Source organism: Paraburkholderia phymatum, assembly GCF_040965635.1.
Taxonomy (GTDB): Bacteria; Pseudomonadota; Gammaproteobacteria; order Burkholderiales; family Burkholderiaceae; genus Paraburkholderia; species Paraburkholderia phymatum_B.
The window spans coordinates 1-18,941 of the sequence record NZ_JBFRCH010000015.1 but is presented as its reverse complement, the minus strand read 5'-3'; the positions used below and the strand labels follow the sequence as shown (position 1 = coordinate 18,941).

Below are 18,941 nucleotides of genomic sequence, written 5' to 3'. Positions count from 1 at the left end.
GCGGCCAGCGCTCACACCGCCCAGCGGACGTCGCGCGGATGCACGCTGACGGGTTCGTCCGTCGCGCCCGCATCGATTGCCGGGGAGTCGTGCGGCACGCGCGTTTTCATTACGCGCTGCAAGACGCGCTCTTCGAGCTTCGCGAATGCCGCCGACGCTCTTTCGCGCGGACGCGCGAGCGGCACCGGCTGATCGAGCGCGATCCGGCCGTCTTCGATCAGCAGAATGCGGTCGCCGAGCGCGACGGCCTCCTGCACGTCGTGCGTGACGAGCAACGCAGTGAAGCGATGCTCGCGCCACAGCCGTTCGATCAGCGCGTGCATTTCGATGCGGGTCAACGCATCGAGCGCGCCGAGCGGTTCGTCGAGCAACAGCAGCTGCGGCCGATGCACGAGCGCGCGCGCCAATGCGACCCGCTGCCGCTGCCCGCCCGACAGCTGTGCGGGCCAATCGTTAGCGCGTTCGAGCAGACCGACTTCGGCGAGCACCGCGCGCGCATCGTCGCGCGACGCACGGCCGAGGCCGAGCATCACGTTCTGCAGCACCGTCTTCCATGGCAAGAGACGCGCGTCCTGGAACATGATCCGCGTGTCGAACGGCTGCGAGCCGTGCGCGCGCTTGTCGAGCGTGCCCGCACTCGGCGCTTCGAGACCGGCAATGAGCCGCAGCAGAGTGGACTTGCCGCAGCCGCTGCGCCCGACGATCGATACGAAGCTGCCGCGTTCGATCGACAGATCGAAGTCCGCGAGCACCGCGCGCTCGCCGTAGCGCTTGCCGACGCCGCGCACTTCGACGGACGCATCGCTCGCGTCGCGCGCCGTCTTGCGCAGCGCGAGCCTCTCGGCGTCGCGCGAACGGTCCGTCACGTCATGCAGCGCATCTGCATTGCGTTCGGCAGTGTCGACAGCGGCAGCCGCCGCTTCAGTCGAAGTGTGCTCGTGCGCGCGAGGCTGCGGGCGTTGCGCTTCGAGATCGCCGCGCGCAGCGCTGCCGAACGATGTCGTCATCGTGCTTGCACTCATGCCTTCGCTCCTTGCTGATAAGCGGGATGCCACCGCAACGACGCGCGCTCGAGCCCTTTCGCGAGCATGTCGGCGATCTTGCCGAGCGCCGCGTACAGCAGAATGCCGACCACGACCACATCCGTTTGCAGAAACTCGCGCGCGTTCATCGTCATATAGCCGATGCCCGATTGCGCGGAGATCGTTTCCGCGACGATCAGCGTGACCCACATCAGCCCGAATGCGAAGCGCACGCCGACGAGAATCGACGGCAGCGCGCCCGGCAGGATCACGTCGCGATACAGTGCAAAACCCTTCACGCCGTAGCTGCGCGCCATTTCGATCAGATTGGCGTCGACGGAGCGAATGCCGTGATACGTGTTCACGTAGATCGGGAAGAACACGCCCAGCGCGACGAGAAACACCTTCGCCTCTTCCTCGATGCCGAACCAGAGGATCGCGAGCGGAATCATCGCGAGCGCGGGGATGTTGCGGATCATCTGCACGGTCGTGTCGAGCGCGATATCGACGGGCTTGAAGAGGCCCGTCGCGAGCCCGAGCACGAAGCCGATGCCGCCGCCGATCGCAAAGCCCGACACCGCCCGCCACGTGCTCACCTTCACGTCGGCCCACATTTCGCCCGACTCGATCAGCGACCATGCGGCCTTCACGACGGCGAGCGGCTCGGGCAATACGCGCGTCGACAGCACGCCGCTGCGCGCGGCGAGCTCCCACGCGATGAGAATGACGAGCGGCACAATCCACGGCGCAGCCTTATGCGCGAGCCGCGCGAACGTGAGGCAAGTGACGCTTGTGCGGTCTTTGCCGGAAACAGTCGGCATAAACGACTCCTTTGCGCGGGCGATGCGTTCGATCACGCATCGCCCGTGTGCTTTAGATCAGGTTTAGCTTTGCGCCGCCTTCGGCACATAGTTGTTGCCGACGATCTCGCCGAACGGGCCCGACAGCGGACCGTTCGCGTTCGTGCGCTGGCGGCCCGGCAGCAGCGGGAACACGAGTTCGGCGAAGCGATACGACTCTTCGAGATGCGGATAGCCGGACAAGATGAACGTCTCGATGCCGAGGTCCGCGTATTCCTGCATGCGCGCGACGACCTGCTCCGGGCTGCCGACGAGCGCCGTGCCCGCGCCGCCGCGCACGAGCCCCACGCCCGCCCACAGGTTCGGATAGATCTCGAGCTCCTTGCGCGTGCCGCGCTTGCCGCCGTGCAACGCGGCCATGCGTCGCTGGCCTTCGGAATCCATCTTCGCGAACGAGGCCTGCGCGCGTGCGATCGTGTCGTCGTCGAGCTTGCTGATGAGCTTGTCTGCGGCGGCCCACGCTTCGTCTTCCGTCTCGCGCACGATCACATGCAGGCGAATGCCGAACCTGATCTTGCGGCCATGCTGCGCGGCGCGCGCGCGAATGTCCGCGATCTTCTTCGCGACGGCTTCGGGCGGCTCGCCCCAGGTCAGATACGTGTCGATGTGCTCGCCCGCCATCTCGTGCGCAGCCGGCGACGATCCACCGAACCACAGCGGCGGATGCGGATTCTGCACGGGCGGATACAGCAGCTTGCCGCCCTTCGACTTCAGATGCTTGCCGATGAAGTCGATCGCTTCGCCGCCATGCGCGCTCGTCAGCAGGCCGCGCCAGATGCGCAGGAATTCGTCGGTAATTTCGTAGCGCGTGTCGTGATCGACGAAGAGCCCGTCGCCTTCCAGTTCCGCGGCATCGCCGCCCGTCACGACGTTGATCAGCAGACGCCCGCCCGACAGCCGGTCGAACGTCGCCGCCATGCGCGCCGACAGCCCCGGCGACGCGATCCCCGGCCGGATCGCGACCAGAAACCTGAGCCGTTGCGTGACGGGAATCAGGCTCGACGCGACGACCCATGCGTCTTCGCACGAACGGCCCGTCGGCAGCAGCACGCCCTCGTAGCCGAGCGTATCGGCGGCGACGGCGATCTGCCGGAAGTAGTCGTAGTCGGCTGCGCGCGCGCCTTGCGACGTGCCGAGATAGCGGCTGTCGCCGTGAGTCGGAATGAACCAGAACACATTCATGGACTGCTCCTGCGTTTGTTCGAGTTGATGTCGGTCGATGCCGGTATCTGGCCGGTTGCATCGCCGTCTGCTTTCGCGCTCGCGCGACCGCGTGGCCGCGTTTCGAACGGGTGTGACCGCGCATTGCCGCGCGCGAGGCGGCGCACCGAACCGGACGGGGAAACGGATAAAACCGCGTGAAACGAAACCGCGCGAAATTGCGTCAGTGGCGACAGCGTGACGGCCTGCGCGCGACGCATGGATCGCATGTCGCGCACAAAGCGGCTGCGCACGCGCAAATGGACATCGGATAGGACATCGCGACAGCTTCTCTCATGTGAATTACGTGAAACGCGACGTGACACGCGACACGAAACGCGCGCAACACGCAGCGTGTTAATCCGCCGGCAGTGCATGCGTGGTGAGCACGCCGCCGCCGTCTGCATGGGAAAAGAGTCTATGGATCGTGCGCTTTCTTTTGAACGATTTTTTTGAGCTTAGGTTTTCCACTCTCGTGATTTACCTGACGCTGCAGCATACGTCGCGCGCGAGCGTCGTCACTGCATGTTCCGCGCGTGCTCGCACCAAAATGGCAGCGCGCCGCCGATATAATGGCGCTCGATCCGATCAACCTGTGCGGGCGTAACGCTTTGTCATCGACGCCCGGCGACTGACGCTGTCAAGCATGCAAAAAATCATCCTGCCGTTCGTGTCCGGCTTTCTCGCGTCGCTGTTCTTTCACGAGTCGACGCTCGCGCTTCTGCACGCGGCCGGCCTCATCGACCCGACAGGGTTTTCGACGGCGCCATTCGCTCCCATCGGCCTGCCCGAATTCATCGCGAACGCGATCTGGAGTTCCGTGTGGGCCGTGCTGATGGCGTGGCTGCTGCGCGTGTCGCCCGAGCGCCCCGCGCCGTGGATTCCGGCATTCGTGTTCGGCGGGATCGTGCTCACGGCGGCGTCCGTGTTCGTCGTCGATCCCATTCGCGGCATCTGGCCGACGGGCAACATGCTGCCGCGCCTCGCGCTCGGTTTCGCGTCGAATGCGATGTGGGGTTGGGGCGCGCTCGTATTCATGCGCGCCTTCATGACAGCCGAGGACTGAGCCCGCCGCGTTTTTTCCGGGTCTGCGTTCTCTTCCGACCCGTGTTGGCTTTAGCCTTGCAGGTCGCGCAACGGATGCTCGTGCGCGGGCCACGGGCTTTCGAACATCTGCTCGACGTCCGCACGCGTCACGTCTTCGATGCGCGCAAAGCGCCAGTCCGGCTTGTTGTCCTTGTCGACGATGCGCGCGCGGATGCCTTCCGGCGCGTCGCCCCGTTCGAACGACGAGCGCGTCAGATCGAGATCGCGCTGCAGACATTCGGCCATCGTGCCTTCGGCGCGCGTCACCACTTCGAGCGAAACGGCCATCGACAGCGGCGAGCGCTCGCGCAGCACGGCGGCCGTCTGCTCGGCCCAGTCGGCGCTCGCGCAATCGCCTTCGAGATCGAGCGAGCGGACGATCTGCGCGACGTCCCCCAACGCGAAGTGCCTGTCGATCAACGCGCGCGCGTCGGCGAGCGGCGAGATGTCGGGCGTCGGCACGACCTTGTGGCACTGCGCCTCGCGCTCGACGCACGCAACGACGTCCGCGCCCTGCTCGAACGTCTGCGTCTTGAGCCGTTCGATCAGCGCGGGGATCGCATCGTCGGGCAGGTACGCGTCCGCGAGCCCCGCGTAGAGCGCATCGGCCGCGCCGATCGTCTCACCCGTCACGGCCAGATAGCGGCCGATCGCACCCGGCGTGCGCGCGAGAAACCAGCCTGCGCCGACATCGGGAAAGAGGCCGATGCGCGTCTCGGGCATCGCCATGCGCGTCGACGACGTCACGACGCGCAGACCGCCCGTGCGATGCGCGCCCTGCGAAATGCCCATCCCGCCGCCCATCACGACGCCGTTCATGAACGCGATATAAGGCTTCGTGTACGCGAAGATCGCGTGATCGAGCCGGTATTCGTCGATGAAGAAGGTATCGACGGCTTCGCGGTCGCCGCGCCGGAACGACTCATACAGGAAGCGGATGTCGCCGCCCGCGCAGAATGCGCGTTCGCTCGTGCTGCGCACGACGACAGCGAGCACGCCGGGATCGTCGCGCCATTGATCGAGCGCCGCGTGCATCGCGCGCATCATGCCGGGCGACAGCGCGTTGAGCGCCTTCGGCCGGTTCAGTTCGATGAAGCCAATGCGGTTGGCGACATAGGCGATGAGTTCGTCGGAGGCGCTGCGTGTTTCGGGTGTCGACATGGTTCGTACGTAAGGCGGTGGAATGAATGTGCGGCACACACGTTAGCACGCGCGGGTGAGTTCTTCAGTGACGCGGTCGGCCGTGCCCGGGGCAAGCGAGCGCTGAATTTGCGTCGAGTTTGCGTCGAATTTGCCTACTAGGCGGCCTTTGATTTCGATGAAGCCCGGCGGCGTGCTTTCGATGCTTTCGATGCATTCGCGTCGCTGCCGGCTGGGTCATCCGCCGCGCTCGCATCCGTCTCGCCGGATGCGTCCGTCTGCTGCGCGCCGAACCACGCGACGAGCGCCGCGTCCACCACGGCATCGAGCGGCGCGCGCGGAAATACGGGGCAAGTCAGATGCAACGCGACGATGCCATGCATCGTCGCCCACAGCGCTTCCGCGCAGATCGGGCTGTCGGGCGAGCCGGGCAGACGCCCCTGCGCCTTGAGCGCATCGATCGACTCGACCATCAGACGGAACGCCGTATCGCCGGCATCGTCTTCGGACGCGCCGGCGTCGCCGACCAGCGCAGCGCCCGTGTACGACGGATCTTCCATGAAGATCAGCCGGTACGTCTGCGGATGCGCAACGCCGAACGCGACATACGCGCGCCCGATCGCTCGAAGCCGATCGGCGGGATCGGCGATCGGGATCAGCGGCTCGAAGGTGGCCAGCAGTTGCGCGTAGCCTTCCGCGCATAGCGCATGCGCGATCGCGTCGCGGCTTGCGAAGTGCAGATACAGCGTGGCGGGCGAATATTCGATCGCCTCGGCGATCTTGCGCATCGACAGTGCGCCGAACCCCTCACGCATGACGATGCGCCGCGCGGCATCGAGGATGCGCTCGCGCAGTTCGAGCTTCTGACGTGTCTTTCTTTCGGCGATTCCCATGCAGGCGATTTTCAGGTTGACAAACTGAAAAGTCAAATTAAACTGAACACCGTTCACTGAACACTGTTCATCAAACTTTTTGCGCTCAGTGCGTCACCGTTTCGATGGTGCGGCAACCAGCGGGCGCGTTTGCGGGAGGTCGTTATGGACAACGCAGCACAGATCGGCCTGTTCGGCGCGGCGGGCGCCGCCGGACAAAGCATCGCGCACGCGCTGAGCGCGGCGGGACGCCGCTATCGCGCGATCGGACGCGGGCGGGCAGCGCTGCAAGCGTCGTTCGGCCACGATCCCCTCGCGGAAATCGTCACATGGAATCCCGACGATCCCGCTTCCGTCGCGTCGGCGGCCGCCGGATTGCAGACGGCCGTGTATCTCGTCGGCGTGCCCTATCACCAGTTCGAAAAGCATCCGGTGCTGATGCAAAAGACGCTCGACGGCCTGCGCGCGGCAGGCGTGCAGCGGCTGATCCTGATCGGCACCGTGTATCCGTACGGTCGGCCGCGCAGCCTGCCCGTCACGGAATCGCATCCGCGCGAGCCGCACACGTTCAAGGGCAAGATGCGGCTCGCGCAGGAAAATCTCGTCATCGATGCGCATGGACGCGATGGGCTCGAAACGCTCGTCTTGCGCTTGCCCGATTTTTACGGACCGGGCGTCGAACGCAGCTTTCTTCACGGCGTATTCGAAGGCGCGGCGCTCGGCAAGCGCGCACAGATGATCGGCCCCATCGACGTGCCGCACGAATTCGTATTCATGCCGGACGTCGGGCCTGTGGTCGAACGGCTGTCGCGCACGCCGGAGGCTTTCGGCCGCGTGCTGCATCTGGCGGGCGCGGGCACGATCACGCAGCGCGAAATCGCCGAACGCGCGTATGCACTCGCGCAACGCGAGCCCAGGCTGATGGTCGCGGGCAAGTCGATGCTCCGCGTGCTGGGACTTTTCAACCCGATGCTGCGAGAACTCGTGGAAATGCACTACCTGCTGACGGACCCCGTCGTGCTCGACGATACGGCGCTGACCACGCTGATCGACCCGGTCAGAAAGACGTCGTATGAAGCGGGCATTGCGCAGTCGCTTGCGGCTGCACAACAGGCTGCGCAGCGCACGGACGCGCAACAGCCCGCGTAACGGGCGCGGACCATGCCCGTCGGGCGAGCGGACGAAGAACGGACGAGGAACGGAACAAGCGGGGAAGATTGCGCGCCTGGCGCGCTTCGTTGACGAACCATGCTTACGCGCCCGCCAGGTTGCCAGGCGGAAAGTGGCCGCTCTTGAGCAGAACGGGCGTGCCATTGCTGATCAGCAGATGCTCTCGGGCGACGGCTTCGATATGCGCGCGGCCGGCGTCGAACGCGCGGCGCCATCCTTCCGTGTCGTTCGATTCGGCGCCGAAATGATCTTCGAGCGCTTCGACGGAAATCGCGCAAGGAACCCGCTCACCATCGACGAGCGCCGGAAACACCAGCGTCAGGTTGAAGTCGCGGTAATCGGGTGCGTCCGCGGGGAAGCGAATCTCCATGGTGACCTCATCGGGAAAATCCGGCGGAAAAAGCCAGCGGCCGCATGAGCGCGTGAAGGGCGCGAGATGCGCACGGCTGGCCCGGTCAGCGGGCTTTATGGTACTCGTAGCGGCATACGGCGGTCCAGCGCCGGCCGCCCCGTGGGCTGCGGGGCTTCGGGTTTGTGCATTGGCGAAAGCGCATTGGCGAAAGCGCATTGGCGAAAGCGCGTCGGCGAATGCGCATCGGCAATTGCGCATCGGTGAATGCGCATCGCGGCCTTCGCGCGTCGGCGAAGTCACTGCATGCGGCGCATCCGGCCGTCGCCCGCGCGTGCTCAATCCCCGTCGAGTAGCCGGTCGACGTACGCGCGGCCGGCCTGTTCGACGAAAGCGAGCGCCTCGTCTTCCGTCGCGAAGCGATGTTCGTCGCCGATTTCGACGAGCGTCTCGATCCGGTGCGGATCGTCGGGCCCGCGCTCCGACAGGCTGACGGCCCCCACGTACACGCCTTCGCGCTCGCCCGCGCGCCGCGCCTGCTCGTGCGGCGGCACGAGACGCGCCGACGCGCTGATGAAATAGCCCCGGTAAGGGCCGCTGACCCTCTCAGCCATACTCGCCTCTCGTTCCCTCAGTTAGGGTTTCGTTGGATCAAAAGCACGGGGCACGCCGCGTGCGATACCCAATAAGTCCTTCCAACGCGCGATAAGTTCTACGGCGGGTTGAAGCATATCCAGCGGCCCCGGGCAGTGCGCGCGGCCGCGCACTTTCGGACGCGCCAGCGGTCGAACCGCTCCGCGAACATAACGCCGACCCGACGCGCACTCAACGCGAATTCAAGGAAAGGCGTCCGCAATTTCCGGACGAGCACCGACGATATGGGAAAATATTTTCTTCGAGACAGCGAAATCGCCGAACCGGATGCAGCCAATGCGTGGTTTGCGTACGCGGAAAGTCATGGCATCGACATTCCGAAGGCGATCAGCATCTGGGAAGACGCCGCGACAGAGGAAGGCGCCGGGAGCCGGCGCCTCATCGAGCAGGCGGGCATTCGCATCGACGTGTCCGAAACGGGACACCCCAGCCTCAGACCCGAAGCCTGATGCGCGTGCAAGGGCACGCCTTGCCGCCATCGGCGCTCATCTGCTGCGCCAGCCCTCCTCCCGACGACGGTTTGCGCCTGCGCGTCGGCCGGCCCTGCAACAGCAGTGGTGGCTTTGCAGCGACCGCCTTGCGGCTCTTCGCTCACACCCTATTTCTTGAAGGAAAACACAATGAAGTCGAAGTCGACTGCTGTTTCGCCCCGCGCGAAGCGACTTGCCGCCCTGCCATCGGCCGCTCTTGCCGCACTGGCCGCGCTTGGAATCGCGAGCCTCGGCGCATGCGCGTCGTCGAACAACACGACGCTGATCAGCCTGCCCAACGGGGAAACGGGCTTCGCGGTCAACTGCAGCGGCGCGGACGCGGCGTCGAGTTGGGCATCGTGCTACGTGCAGGCCGGCAAGGCGTGCGGGGCGACGGGCTACGACATCGTGTCGAAGGACACCGACGAAGGCGGCATGGCGGGCGGCGGGATCACGAACGTGGTGTCGGCGAACGTGAAGAACCGCTCGATGGTGATTCGCTGCAGGTAATTCGTGATGCGCTCGCGCGAGTTGGCTCGATGCGTCTGTCTCCTCCATTGCAAGACGCCTGACGCATCGTTCGGTCCGTCACAGTCCGCGCGTCGTCAGTGCGCCTGCATATTCGAAAAGAGATTGAGCACGACGACACCCGCGACGATCAGGCCGAGCCCCGCCACGGCCGCGAGATCGGGCACCTGCCGGTACAGCACGATCGCCACCAGCGTGATCAGCACGATGCCGACGCCCGACCAGATCGCATAGACGATGCCAACGGGCAGGCTCTTCAACGTCAGCGACAGGCAGTAAAACGAAATGCCGTAGCCGAGCAGCACGACGAGCGCGGGCACCGCGCGCGTAAAGCCTTCCGACGCACGCAGCGCAGAGGTTGCGATCACTTCGGCGACGATCGCGATCGCGAGCAGCACATAAGGCGGCACGCGCATGTGTCACGCCTTCGCAAGCGCGAGCTTGCTGTAGTCGTGGCCGAATTGCGCGCACAGCGCCTCGACGACGAGTTCGTGATCCGCGCGTTGCGGCAGCCCCGACACCGTCACCGATCCGATCACGCCCGCGCCCTTCACGGTCAGCGGAAACGCGCCGCCATGCGACGCATAGTCGGATACGGCGAGGCCGTGCTTCCCCTCGAGCGTCGCGCCCGACTGCTGCAGCTTCAGGCCGACGCCGTACGAGCTGCGGCGAAAATGCGCGACGGTGTTGCCCTTGCGGCGCGCCCAGTCGACGTTGTCGGGCGTGGCGCCTTCGAGCGTGCAAAAGAAGAGCGGCTGGCCGAACGTGCGGATGTCGATGGCGAGCGCGAGGCCGCGCGCTTTCGCGATCTCGTGCAGATACGCGCCGAGTTGCCACGCGCTGTCGGCATCGAAATGAGGGAAGACGAGCGCATGTTCCTGCGCGGCGATCGACTGCAAGTCGTGAGCGATGTCCATGGCGTGTCGAGGTGGCAAAGTGAATGCGTGCGTGCCGCGCATGCCACAAGGCTCGCGCGGCACGGAGGAACGGCGATTCTAGCGCAGGCATCGCGCGCGCCGCCTGCCATGCTCGCACATCGGCGACGCGCGTTCGAGGCGGGTGTCGCTGCAAGCCAATTGCGTGTCGCTTCACGAGCTTTCCAGTCGACTCTTAAAAAACGATTGCATCGACCCTGCGTTTGCCATATAATCTTTTCTTCGACGGACGCGGGGTGGAGCAGTCTGGCAGCTCGTCGGGCTCATAACCCGAAGGTCGTAGGTTCAAATCCTACCCCCGCAACCAAGTTCAGCATCTGCAATGTTCGTCGTACCATCAAACCCGCCATTGGCGGGTTTTTTGTTTTAGGGTCGGTATTATTATTTGCGCGAATCCCTTCGCGTCGAACCGACCGACCACGCGCCCCGAAGCGTCATCGTGAACGCGCGAGCCGGTGATACACTCGCATCACCATTCTCCGTCCCCTCTCTATGAAATTCTGTTCCGTCTGCGGCCATGCAGTGAGCCTGAGCATTCCGCCCGGCGACAACCGGGAGCGCTTCGTCTGCGCGAGCTGTGGCACCGTGCACTACCAGAATCCGCGCAACGTGGTCGGCACCGTTCCCGTGTGGGACGACAAGGTGCTGCTGTGCCGCCGCGCAATCGAGCCGCGCTACGGCTACTGGACGCTGCCCGCAGGCTTCATGGAAATGGGCGAGACCACGTCGGAGGCCGCCGCGCGCGAGACCCTGGAAGAAGCCGGCGCGCGCGTCGAAGTGCAGAACCTGTTTTCGCTGCTGAACGTGCCGCACGTGCATCAGGTGCATCTGTTCTATCTCGCGCGGCTGCTCGATCTCGACATCGAAGCGGGCGAAGAGAGCCTCGAAGTGCGGCTCTTCGAAGAGCGCGACATTCCATGGAACGACATCGCGTTCCCGACCATCGCGCAGACGCTGCGCTTCTTCTTCACCGACCGCGCATCCGGCAACTACGGCCTGCATACGGGCGACATCTTCCGCTCGCTGCGCGACGGCTGACGTCACGACGACCAAGGCAGCATGGTTCCCTGGCTAGGCCCCGACGATCCGTTTCCGCCCGTCGAACGCGCGCTGTCCCCGGCGAGCGGCGCGCCCGGCCTGCTCGCCGCAAGCGCCGACCTGCTGCCTTCGCGGCTGATCGATGCGTACCGGCGCGGCATTTTCCCGTGGTATTCGGACGGTCAGCCCGTGCTCTGGTGGACGCCCGATCCGCGCATGATCCTGCGTCCGCGCGAATTCAAGGTTTCGCCGTCGTTGAAGAAAACGCTCAAGCGCGTGTTGCGCGACGATGCCTGGGAAATCCGCGTCGACGCCGACTTTCCCGCCGTGATGCGCGCCTGCGCGCTCGCACCGCGTCACGGCCAGCGCGGCACGTGGATCACGTCGGATGTGATCGAAGCGTATACGTCGCTCCATCGCCACGGCGACGCGCACAGCGTCGAGACCTGGCATGAAGGCAAACGTGTCGGCGGTTTGTATGGCGTGTCGTTCGGCAAGATGTTCTTCGGCGAATCGATGTATGCGGAAGTGACGGATGCGTCGAAAATCGCGCTCGCCGCGCTCGTCTTCCATTTGCGACGCCATGAAATAGAAATGATAGACTGCCAGCAGAACACGTCGCATCTGGCGTCGCTGGGCGGCCGCGAGATCGCGCGCAAGGCGTTTGTCGCGCATGTGCGTGCTTCCGTCGACGCCGCGCCGATCCCCTGGTCGTTCGACAAGACCGTGCTGCGCGATCTGATCATGCCGGCCCTGCCGTCGGCATGACGTGAGCACCGCCGCGCGGCAGGCGATAATCGCGATGGACGTGTCCGTCCGGCATTTTGCAGGCCAATTGCCACCCATCACCAGCCATTGCAAGCAGACGGCCGGATTTGCAAAACCAGAAACGCTTCGAGAGCTGCTAACGTGACTCACCCGAATGAGCTGCCGCTTTCACCGCTTTCGGCGCTGCAATTCTATGCAACAGCGCCTTACCCATGCAGCTATCTGGAAGGGCGCGTCGCGCGCTCGCAGGTCGCCACGCCCAGCCATCTGATCAATTCCGACGTCTACACCGAGCTCGTTCGCGCGGGCTTTCGCCGCTCGGGCGTGTTCACGTACCGTCCCTATTGCGACGGCTGCCGCGCATGCGTGCCCGTGCGCGTGCCCGTCGAGCGCTTCAAGCCGAACCGCACACAGCGCCGCGTGTGGAAAAAGCACGGCGACCTGATCGCCACCGTCGCCCCGCTGCATTACGACGAAGAGCACTATGCGCTCTACATGCGCTATCAGTCGGCGCGGCACGCAGGCGGCGGCATGGACCGCGACAGCCGCGACCAGTACGAGCAGTTCCTGCTGCAAAGCCGGATCAATTCACGCCTCGTCGAATTCCGTGAACCGGCCAATCCCGGCTACGCGGGTCATCCGGACATGCCCGGCACGCTGCGCATGGTCAGCATGATCGACATTCTCGGCGACGGGCTGTCGTCGGTGTACACGTTCTTCGATCCCGACCAGCCGCACACGAGCTACGGCACCTACAACATCCTTTGGCAGATCGAGCAGGCGCGCAACCTGAAGCTGCCGCACGTGTATCTCGGCTACTGGATACGCGAGAGCCCAAAGATGGCCTACAAGGCGAATTTCACGCCGCTCGAAGGGCTTTTCGACGGCGCATGGAACGTGCTCGATCCCGTCGCACCCGACCTCTCGCCCGTCGATGCAGCGAAGGCCGGCTCGCGCGTGCTGCACATCAGCCGCAGTTGAGCAGCCCGCTTCGTTCCACGCGGCTTGCAACGACTATCCACGAGCCCGATGCCGTCCCCGCAACATCGGCTGTCACGAGGCAACGTCGCCCGACCACTCGCCTGTCCGCACAACAGCGCAACGGCGCAAAACCCGAAACGCCGATAGCCGCAGCGCCGAACCGTTAAAATAGCGGGTTCTCATTTCTCAGCCGCCAGGCGCCCCGCCGTGTTCAGTTCCCTTTATCCGCTCGTACGCGCTCAACTCTTTCGCATGGACGCGGAAGACGCCCACCATCTGACCTTGCGCATGCTCGGCGCTGCCGGACGCGCCGGCGTGGCGGGCGCGCTTGCGCCGCACGTGCCCGATTCGCCGCGCACCGTGATGGGCCTGACGTTCAGGAATCCCGTCGGACTCGCGGCCGGGCTGGACAAGGATGGCGCGTGCATCGACGGTCTGGCCGCGCTCGGTTTCGGCTTTATCGAAGTCGGCACGGTGACGCCGCGCGCGCAGCCGGGCAATCCGCGCCCGCGCATGTTCCGCCTGCCGCAGGCGAACGCGGTGATCAACCGGATGGGCTTCAACAACGCGGGCGTCGAGCAGTTCGTGAAGAACGTGCAGGCCGCGCGCTATCGCGGCGTGCTCGGCCTGAACATCGGCAAGAACGCCGACACCCCTATCGAACGCGCCGCCGACGACTACCTGTACTGCCTCGAGCGCGTCTATCCGTTCGCGAGCTATGTGACCGTCAACATTTCGTCGCCGAACACGAAGAATCTGCGCCAGCTGCAAGGCGCCGACGAGCTCGACGCGCTGCTCGCGGCGCTCAAGGACAAGCAGCAGCGCCTCGCCGACATGCACGGCAAGCTCGTGCCGCTCGCGCTGAAGATCGCGCCGGATCTCGACGACGAGCAGATCAAGGCAATCGCCGACACGCTGTTGCGTCACAGGTTCGAAGGCGTGATCGCGACCAATACGACGCTGTCGCGCGCGGCCGTGCAAGGCCTGCCGCACGCCGACGAAGCAGGCGGCCTGTCGGGACGGCCCGTGTTCGATGCGTCGAATGAAGTGATCCGCAAGCTGCGCACGCAGGTCGGCAACGACGTGCCGATCATCGGCGTGGGCGGTATTTTTTCGGGCGCGGACGCGCAGGCGAAGCTCGACGCGGGCGCGTCGCTCGTGCAGCTCTATACGGGTTTCATCTACCGCGGCCCTGCCCTCGTCGCCGAATGCGCGCAGGCGCTGGCAAAGCGCCCGGCGTAGTCATCGAGGCCGCGTCGCGCGTGGGCGCATCCACGCGCGCGAATGGCATCACGCCCTGAAGCGGAAAGTCTGACGGAGCATCACCGCACTGCCGCCAACGCATCGAGCCGCGCGCCGAAGCGATCGAAACGCGGCTTGTAGTAATGGGCGGCGTCGAGCGAGTACGCGACGCGGCGCGTGCGCCCCATCAGCTCGTCGCGCGGAAAAAAACCAAAGTAGCGCGAGTCCGCGCTGTCGTCGCGATTGTCGCCGAGCATCAGATACTCGCCCAGCGGCACCGTCACCGGGCCGAACGAGCGGCGCGGGCTCGGCGCGAATTCCGAGAGCCGCACGACGTGCGAGAAGCCCGCGAAGCGCTCGGTCAGATAATCGCCGGGCGATATGGCGTCGCCGGGCAGCGGCGCGAGCGCGAGCGGCTGATAGCTCGCGCGCGCGCCGTTCACATACAGCACGTTGTCGCGCATCTCGACGGTATCGCCGGGCAGGCCGATCAGGCGCTTCACGATCAGTTCGTGCGCGGCCGACGAATCGATCGTCACGATGTCGCCGCGCTGCGGATCGTGCAGATGCACAAGCGCGATATGCGTGAGCGGAATGCGCAGATCGTAGGCCATCTTGTCGACGAGAATGCGGTCGCCCTCGCGTATCGTCGGCAGCATCGAGCCGCTCGGCACGACGTTCCAGTCGGCGATCGCGCTGCGAAACAGCACCATCAGGACGATAAACGCGACGAGACTCTTGTTCTCGCGCCACAGCCGGACCAGCATGCGCATGATCGCGCTCCTTTCCACGACACCTGAAGGAAAACGAAAGCGGACCGGGGAATCCGGTCCGCGCTGATCCTACCACCACGCATGCGATGCCGGCAGTTTCACTCGCAGGGAAATCTCAGCCCCAGCGCCGCTCGCGCTGCATCGGCCATCGAGATCATCTGGTGTGACTTCGCGTGCGTCATGATCGGGCTTTCGAGCTGCCCGGCGCGAATCAGATCGCAGAAATGCAACGTCTCGTAGTTCAGGCCGCCGCCTTCGAATGGCGCGTCGAGTTCGACGACGCGTCCGTCGACATAACGCACCGTCGCGCGCGACGGATTCCACCAGTTCTCGTGAATCGTCACGTTGCCGCGCGTACCCGCGATGAACGCATCGCCCTTGCCGAACAGGTCGAGCCCGCAAAAGAGCTGCGCGATGCCCTTTTCGTGCCGGCTGTTGAGGCTCGCAAACGTATCGACGCCCGTCGCGCCGAGCCGTCCCAGCGTCTGCACGTCGAGCGGCGCGCCGAGCCAGTCGACGGCGAGAAACATCTCGTAGATACCGATATCGAGCAGCGCGCCGCCCGCCTGTTCGAACGACAGCGACGGGTGATCGTCGGGCACGCTGGGCACCGAGCAGCCCGCTCGCACGAGGCCGATATCGCCGATGGGATCGGCGCAGAGATGCTCGCGCAGTTTCCGGTAAAGCGGATAGAAAGGCGGCTTCATCGCTTCCATGAAGAGCCGCTGCGAAGTGCGCGCGCTGTCGATCACGCGCGCGAGTTGCGCCGCGTTCACCGTCGCGGGCTTTTCGCACAGCACGTGGATGCCCGCTTCGAGCGCGGCGCACGCGTAATGCGCGTGGCTGTCCTGCATCGTTGCAATATAGAGCGCGTCGATTCCGCTCTGAAGCAGCGCGTCGAAGCTCTCGGGCGCTTCGCCGCCATGCTGCTGTGCAAACGCGTCGGCGGGTGCGTGGCGGCGCGACCATACGGCCGCGAGGCGCGTGTTCGGGACGTGCGCGAGGCTCTGCGCAAAACGGTGGGCGATGCGGCCTGCGCCCACGATGCCCCAACGTGTCGTCGCGTGATGTGAGGACGGATCGTGCGTAGCTGCGTTGTTCATCGGTCGCAAGAAAATCCTGATCGGTGAGTGACAGCCGACATTGTCGCCGATGTCGTCTCCCACTTCGCCGACAGGCGCTTGCGGCCTGGCGGAATTCTGCTTGCGGCTCTATTCCGTTTGCGCGTCGGGCATCGCCAGGCTCAGGCGGCTCATCGAATAGTCGATCACCGCCATCGATGCCGCTTCCGCTTCCTTCGCATCGTGCGCCTCGATCGCCTCGACGACGCGCGAATGCAGCTTCACCGTCTCTTCCCATGCGCCCGGCGGCTGCTCGACGAGCGGCTTGAGCGCCGACAGCGCGCCGCGAATGATGGCCGCCATCTGCTGGAAGAACTGGTTGCCGCTCGCGATGACGATGCGCGTATGCAGCGCTTCGTCCGCCGTCTGATGGCCGGGCTCGCCGGGCGGGCTCGCGCGGAAGGCCTCGAACGCATCGCGGATCGCGGAGATGTCCGACGGGTTGCCGCGCGTCGCCGCCTGCGCCGCGGCGCGCGGCTCGATCAGCACGCGGAATTCGATCACGTCGCGCAGAAACATCGGATCGGGCTTCGCGCGAAAGCGCCAGTTCACGACGTCCTCGTCGATCATGCGCCAGTCGTGCATCGGACGTATACGCGTGCCGATCTTCGGCCGCACGTCGAGCATGTGCCGCGCGAGCAGCATCGACAGCGCCTCGCGCATCACCGTGCGGCTCACGTCGAATTCCTTCGACAATACGTCTTGCGGTGGAAGCACCGCACCATACTTCTCTTCGACGATCCCGGTCACGAGCCCGTCCATGACCTTGCTGACCAAGGACCGTTCCTTATTGGTTTGTTCCATCATGCTCTTCTCCCCGATGCGGCGTTTCTCGCCTGCAATAAGTGTTGATCACGGGCCCTCGTGTCATCTTCTTCTGATAGATAGTCAATAGTACGTTGCGTCGCTTTATCTTGATACGCCAGTCGGGAATCACCTTGACAGGGTATTCCCTCCGATGAATTGTTTCTTTCGTGTAACGCGTCGTGAAGCGACGTCGAGCAGCACATCGCAACAGCGTGCGCAACGGGGAAAAATTGCACTGAAGAAAGACCGGCAAGCATTTGTCCGCCATCCATCCGTTACTTTGATTACACCGTTTCCGATCGCATCAATTAGCAGTCCGCATGCAAATTTCGCTTCGGCGACGAGTGTCCGCGCGCTCAGGCATTTCCATTTCCCCGGATGCGTCCATACTGATCGTCAGAACGCGCGATGTCTTCTTCGCCGGGATAGCAGCCCGATTGCACTTCGATGATTTCGAGCGGCGTTTCTCTTCGCGAGACAGCGGCCACAGCCGCGCGCCGGCGCCGCCTGTCAAGACGACGGGCTGGATCATGCAGGCGTGCTCCCGATCAGGCATGTGAAAGGATCCAGGCGATACGAAGTCGTTCATTTGAGGTACTCCACGCAGAGTGCGGGCGAGCGTCGCTGATCGGACATGCCGCGCGCTGTGCCAGGTGCAGCCATTCAATCAGACTTATATCGCCCCCTTCTGTGCGTGCACACACAAAAAGTCCGTTCGCCGTGTCGCTTGCCGCGCGTTCGAGCCGATGTGTCAGGTCGAGCCGGCGTCAACTCATCGAACAGATCGAAGCTGACGCCCTCTTTCAGGATTCCGGCAACCGGAGAGTCATGCTGAGCACGAGCGCGAATCCCGGAGGCATGACGCGACCCGCGACGACGCGCCGCGACTCGCGCACCGAGCCGTGGGAAAACGCCCGCCTGGACGTCGCGCGCCGCTGCAACACCAACAGCACAAGCTGGACGCCGCGATCCCGCAACGGCAGGAAGAGCCAGGAAATCTTCGTCGGCGGGCGTCCAACGTCCGCAGTCGGTAGCGAGCAGGTACGCCGGTGACGTCGCAACGGACAGGACCCACGACGCCGCCAGGTTTTGCCGCCACGTCGGCGTATCGCGCGCCTTCATTGCCATCGGCGATGCAGGCGTCGAACGCTTGACGACCTTCTTCAGAAGGAGCACGCGCGCAACGGCCGCTGCAGCGCACGTTCCTATCCACGATTGCGCGCTGCCGAAGGTCTGCAACGCGTCCGCGACATGCGCGATCGCGCCCCAGCCGGACGATGAAATCGCGCGGATCACGGGATAGGCCCACGCGTTCCAGTCGAGGTCGGCCGGATGCGACAGCATTACCGCCCGCACACATATGACCGACGCAGCGACGACCGGCAGGATCAGGTACGGAGATACCTTTTTGATGCCCTTCATGCTGTTGCCCCACTACGTCATGTCGATTGCGCAGATGCGAGCGCGCAGCGCGCGATGTATGACGATAGTCGCAGCGAACGGAAGGTATAGCTGTTCGGTAGATCACACAGCAGAGTACCGTCTCTCGCGTCGAGCGACGTCGACGGAGCCGGGGGCGCGAGTCGGTTCCCGGCAAGCGAGGCGTGGCTGGACCATGACATTGTTCGCCGGTGCATGCCGGCGACGCGGTTGAAGCAAGGCAAGAGCGTCAATCGACGCAACGACACGAGCTCGCTTTCGGCTTGGCCCCTCGTTTTGGCTTGGCGCCGCTTGTCAGCGATTCGCCGCTCTTGCCCTTCGTGTGTTCAGTCCGGATACAAATCTGTGGCGCGGCGCCGCCGCACGGCAGCGCCGCGCCGCAAATCCCCGCTCAAACCCCGCCCGCCCCAGGCACACCGTGCGGTGCCGCACCAAGCCACACGCTGCCGCGCTTGCCCGCAGCCCGCCCCCCCCACCCGGCGCCC

At 64.9% G+C, this 18,941-nt stretch carries 22 protein-coding genes and 1 tRNA gene; 9 read left to right on the top strand and 14 right to left on the bottom strand.

The features are described 5' to 3' along the window. Positions 1-11: 11 nt before the first annotated feature. From AB4Y32_RS23450 to ssuD, 3 genes are all read right to left on the bottom strand, one after another. Complete coding sequence (locus AB4Y32_RS23450; RefSeq protein ID WP_368723635.1) at positions 12-1,022, bottom strand: ATP-binding cassette domain-containing protein; 1,011 nt, start codon at positions 1,020-1,022, stop codon at positions 12-14. Continuing rightward, positions 1,019-1,843 (bottom strand): aliphatic sulfonate ABC transporter permease SsuC, encoded by an 825-nt coding sequence (gene ssuC, locus AB4Y32_RS23445; protein WP_368723634.1) that lies wholly within the window; start codon positions 1,841-1,843, stop codon positions 1,019-1,021. The genes AB4Y32_RS23450 and ssuC overlap by 4 nt, the downstream gene beginning before the upstream one ends. A gap of 63 nt (positions 1,844-1,906) precedes the next feature. Next, positions 1,907-3,064: an FMNH2-dependent alkanesulfonate monooxygenase gene (gene ssuD, locus AB4Y32_RS23440; protein ID WP_368723633.1), complete on the bottom strand. Its 1,158-nt coding sequence runs from the start codon at positions 3,062-3,064 to the stop codon at positions 1,907-1,909. A gap of 664 nt (positions 3,065-3,728) precedes the next feature. On the opposite strand from ssuD, the gene AB4Y32_RS23435 reads away from it, so the two are divergent. Next, positions 3,729-4,148 carry a hypothetical protein gene (locus tag AB4Y32_RS23435; RefSeq protein ID WP_090861871.1) on the top strand — a complete coding sequence of 140 codons (420 nt, stop codon included), beginning with the start codon at positions 3,729-3,731 and terminating at the stop codon, positions 4,146-4,148. Positions 4,149-4,198: 50 nt separating this feature from the next. Here AB4Y32_RS23435 and AB4Y32_RS23430 read toward each other — a convergent pair whose 3' ends face one another. Together AB4Y32_RS23430 and AB4Y32_RS23425 are read right to left on the bottom strand one after the other, a co-directional pair. Beyond that, positions 4,199-5,329 (bottom strand): enoyl-CoA hydratase/isomerase family protein, encoded by a 1,131-nt coding sequence (locus AB4Y32_RS23430; protein ID WP_368723632.1) that lies wholly within the window; start codon positions 5,327-5,329, stop codon positions 4,199-4,201. A gap of 137 nt (positions 5,330-5,466) precedes the next feature. Further along, positions 5,467-6,201 (bottom strand): TetR/AcrR family transcriptional regulator, encoded by a 735-nt coding sequence (locus AB4Y32_RS23425; protein ID WP_368723631.1) that lies wholly within the window; start codon positions 6,199-6,201, stop codon positions 5,467-5,469. A gap of 144 nt (positions 6,202-6,345) precedes the next feature. Between AB4Y32_RS23425 and AB4Y32_RS23420 the strand changes: the two genes are divergently transcribed. Then, a complete protein-coding gene (locus AB4Y32_RS23420) occupies positions 6,346-7,329 on the top strand; it encodes an NAD-dependent epimerase/dehydratase family protein (RefSeq protein WP_368723630.1) in 984 nt (327 codons plus the stop codon). 103 nt (positions 7,330-7,432) lie between these two features. Here the strand turns inward: AB4Y32_RS23420 and AB4Y32_RS23415 are convergent, their stop codons facing one another. Further along, a complete protein-coding gene (locus AB4Y32_RS23415) occupies positions 7,433-7,720 on the bottom strand; it encodes a DUF1488 domain-containing protein (RefSeq protein WP_368723629.1) in 288 nt (95 codons plus the stop codon). 317 nt (positions 7,721-8,037) lie between these two features. Then, a complete protein-coding gene (locus AB4Y32_RS23410; RefSeq protein WP_368723628.1) occupies positions 8,038-8,313 on the bottom strand; it encodes a hypothetical protein in 276 nt (91 codons plus the stop codon). A gap of 264 nt (positions 8,314-8,577) precedes the next feature. Here AB4Y32_RS23410 and AB4Y32_RS23405 point away from each other — a divergent pair, with 264 nt between their 5' ends. Further along, the gene (locus tag AB4Y32_RS23405; protein ID WP_368723627.1) at positions 8,578-8,802 is read left to right on the top strand and encodes a hypothetical protein; all 225 of its coding nucleotides are present in this window, start codon (positions 8,578-8,580) and stop codon (positions 8,800-8,802) included. A gap of 171 nt (positions 8,803-8,973) precedes the next feature. Further along, entirely contained in the window at positions 8,974-9,333 is a 360-nt protein-coding gene (locus AB4Y32_RS23400; protein ID WP_368723626.1) for a hypothetical protein, read from the top strand. A gap of 95 nt (positions 9,334-9,428) precedes the next feature. Here the strand turns inward: AB4Y32_RS23400 and AB4Y32_RS23395 are convergent, their stop codons facing one another. After that, positions 9,429-9,761 carry a DMT family transporter gene (locus AB4Y32_RS23395; protein ID WP_439899832.1) on the bottom strand — a complete coding sequence of 111 codons (333 nt, stop codon included), beginning with the start codon at positions 9,759-9,761 and terminating at the stop codon, positions 9,429-9,431. Positions 9,762-9,770: 9 nt separating this feature from the next. Continuing rightward, positions 9,771-10,268 carry a heme-degrading domain-containing protein gene (locus AB4Y32_RS23390; protein WP_368723624.1) on the bottom strand — a complete coding sequence of 166 codons (498 nt, stop codon included), beginning with the start codon at positions 10,266-10,268 and terminating at the stop codon, positions 9,771-9,773. 248 nt (positions 10,269-10,516) lie between these two features. Here AB4Y32_RS23390 and AB4Y32_RS23385 point away from each other — a divergent pair. From AB4Y32_RS23385 to AB4Y32_RS23365, 5 genes are all read left to right on the top strand, one after another. After that, positions 10,517-10,593 (top strand) — tRNA-Met (locus AB4Y32_RS23385). Positions 10,594-10,778: 185 nt separating this feature from the next. Then, on the top strand, positions 10,779-11,324 hold the full coding sequence (locus AB4Y32_RS23380) for an NUDIX hydrolase (RefSeq protein ID WP_368723623.1): 546 nt from the start codon (positions 10,779-10,781) through the stop codon (positions 11,322-11,324). A 21-nt stretch (positions 11,325-11,345) separates the two neighbouring features. Then, positions 11,346-12,092 carry a leucyl/phenylalanyl-tRNA--protein transferase gene (aat, locus tag AB4Y32_RS23375; protein WP_368723622.1) on the top strand — a complete coding sequence of 249 codons (747 nt, stop codon included), beginning with the start codon at positions 11,346-11,348 and terminating at the stop codon, positions 12,090-12,092. A gap of 141 nt (positions 12,093-12,233) precedes the next feature. Next, a complete protein-coding gene (locus tag AB4Y32_RS23370; RefSeq protein WP_368723621.1) occupies positions 12,234-13,073 on the top strand; it encodes an arginyltransferase in 840 nt (279 codons plus the stop codon). Between the two features lie 207 nt (positions 13,074-13,280). Next, a complete protein-coding gene (locus AB4Y32_RS23365; RefSeq protein WP_368723620.1) occupies positions 13,281-14,315 on the top strand; it encodes a quinone-dependent dihydroorotate dehydrogenase in 1,035 nt (344 codons plus the stop codon). 80 nt (positions 14,316-14,395) lie between these two features. Here AB4Y32_RS23365 and lepB read toward each other — a convergent pair whose 3' ends face one another. The 5 genes from lepB to AB4Y32_RS23340 form a co-directional block, all read right to left on the bottom strand. Next, positions 14,396-15,088 carry a signal peptidase I gene (gene lepB, locus AB4Y32_RS23360; protein ID WP_368723619.1) on the bottom strand — a complete coding sequence of 231 codons (693 nt, stop codon included), beginning with the start codon at positions 15,086-15,088 and terminating at the stop codon, positions 14,396-14,398. Between the two features lie 98 nt (positions 15,089-15,186). After that, positions 15,187-16,191, bottom strand: a complete 1,005-nt coding sequence (locus AB4Y32_RS23355) for a Gfo/Idh/MocA family protein (protein ID WP_368723618.1) — start codon at positions 16,189-16,191, stop codon at positions 15,187-15,189. Positions 16,192-16,299: 108 nt separating this feature from the next. Continuing rightward, positions 16,300-17,013, bottom strand: a complete 714-nt coding sequence (locus tag AB4Y32_RS23350; protein WP_368723748.1) for a FadR/GntR family transcriptional regulator — start codon at positions 17,011-17,013, stop codon at positions 16,300-16,302. Positions 17,014-17,320: 307 nt separating this feature from the next. After that, entirely contained in the window at positions 17,321-17,605 is a 285-nt protein-coding gene (locus AB4Y32_RS23345) for a hypothetical protein (protein WP_368723757.1), read from the bottom strand. Between the two features lie 74 nt (positions 17,606-17,679). Further along, positions 17,680-18,438 (bottom strand): hypothetical protein, encoded by a 759-nt coding sequence (locus tag AB4Y32_RS23340; protein WP_368723617.1) that lies wholly within the window; start codon positions 18,436-18,438, stop codon positions 17,680-17,682. Between the last annotated feature and the right edge of the window lie 503 nt (positions 18,439-18,941).

Coding starts and splice junctions, on each gene's coding strand:
- AB4Y32_RS23400 (WP_368723626.1), top strand. CDS start 8,974: ATGAAGTCGAAGTCGACTGCTGTTTCGCCCCGCGCGAAGCGACTTGCC.
- AB4Y32_RS23345 (WP_368723757.1), bottom strand. CDS start 17,605: ATGAACGACTTCGTATCGCCTGGATCCTTTCACATGCCTGATCGGGAG.
- AB4Y32_RS23405 (WP_368723627.1), top strand. CDS start 8,578: ATGGGAAAATATTTTCTTCGAGACAGCGAAATCGCCGAACCGGATGCA.
- AB4Y32_RS23410 (WP_368723628.1), bottom strand. CDS start 8,313: ATGGCTGAGAGGGTCAGCGGCCCTTACCGGGGCTATTTCATCAGCGCG.
- ssuD (WP_368723633.1), bottom strand. CDS start 3,064: ATGAATGTGTTCTGGTTCATTCCGACTCACGGCGACAGCCGCTATCTC.
- AB4Y32_RS23355 (WP_368723618.1), bottom strand. CDS start 16,191: ATGAACAACGCAGCTACGCACGATCCGTCCTCACATCACGCGACGACA.
- AB4Y32_RS23450 (WP_368723635.1), bottom strand. CDS start 1,022: ATGAGTGCAAGCACGATGACGACATCGTTCGGCAGCGCTGCGCGCGGC.
- AB4Y32_RS23350 (WP_368723748.1), bottom strand. CDS start 17,013: ATGGAACAAACCAATAAGGAACGGTCCTTGGTCAGCAAGGTCATGGAC.
- AB4Y32_RS23425 (WP_368723631.1), bottom strand. CDS start 6,201: ATGGGAATCGCCGAAAGAAAGACACGTCAGAAGCTCGAACTGCGCGAG.
- ssuC (WP_368723634.1), bottom strand. CDS start 1,843: ATGCCGACTGTTTCCGGCAAAGACCGCACAAGCGTCACTTGCCTCACG.
- AB4Y32_RS23430 (WP_368723632.1), bottom strand. CDS start 5,329: ATGTCGACACCCGAAACACGCAGCGCCTCCGACGAACTCATCGCCTAT.
- AB4Y32_RS23390 (WP_368723624.1), bottom strand. CDS start 10,268: ATGGACATCGCTCACGACTTGCAGTCGATCGCCGCGCAGGAACATGCG.
- AB4Y32_RS23340 (WP_368723617.1), bottom strand. CDS start 18,438: ATGAAGGGCATCAAAAAGGTATCTCCGTACCTGATCCTGCCGGTCGTC.
- AB4Y32_RS23380 (WP_368723623.1), top strand. CDS start 10,779: ATGAAATTCTGTTCCGTCTGCGGCCATGCAGTGAGCCTGAGCATTCCG.
- AB4Y32_RS23415 (WP_368723629.1), bottom strand. CDS start 7,720: ATGGAGATTCGCTTCCCCGCGGACGCACCCGATTACCGCGACTTCAAC.
- aat (WP_368723622.1), top strand. CDS start 11,346: ATGGTTCCCTGGCTAGGCCCCGACGATCCGTTTCCGCCCGTCGAACGC.
- lepB (WP_368723619.1), bottom strand. CDS start 15,088: ATGCGCATGCTGGTCCGGCTGTGGCGCGAGAACAAGAGTCTCGTCGCG.
- AB4Y32_RS23420 (WP_368723630.1), top strand. CDS start 6,346: ATGGACAACGCAGCACAGATCGGCCTGTTCGGCGCGGCGGGCGCCGCC.
- AB4Y32_RS23435 (WP_090861871.1), top strand. CDS start 3,729: ATGCAAAAAATCATCCTGCCGTTCGTGTCCGGCTTTCTCGCGTCGCTG.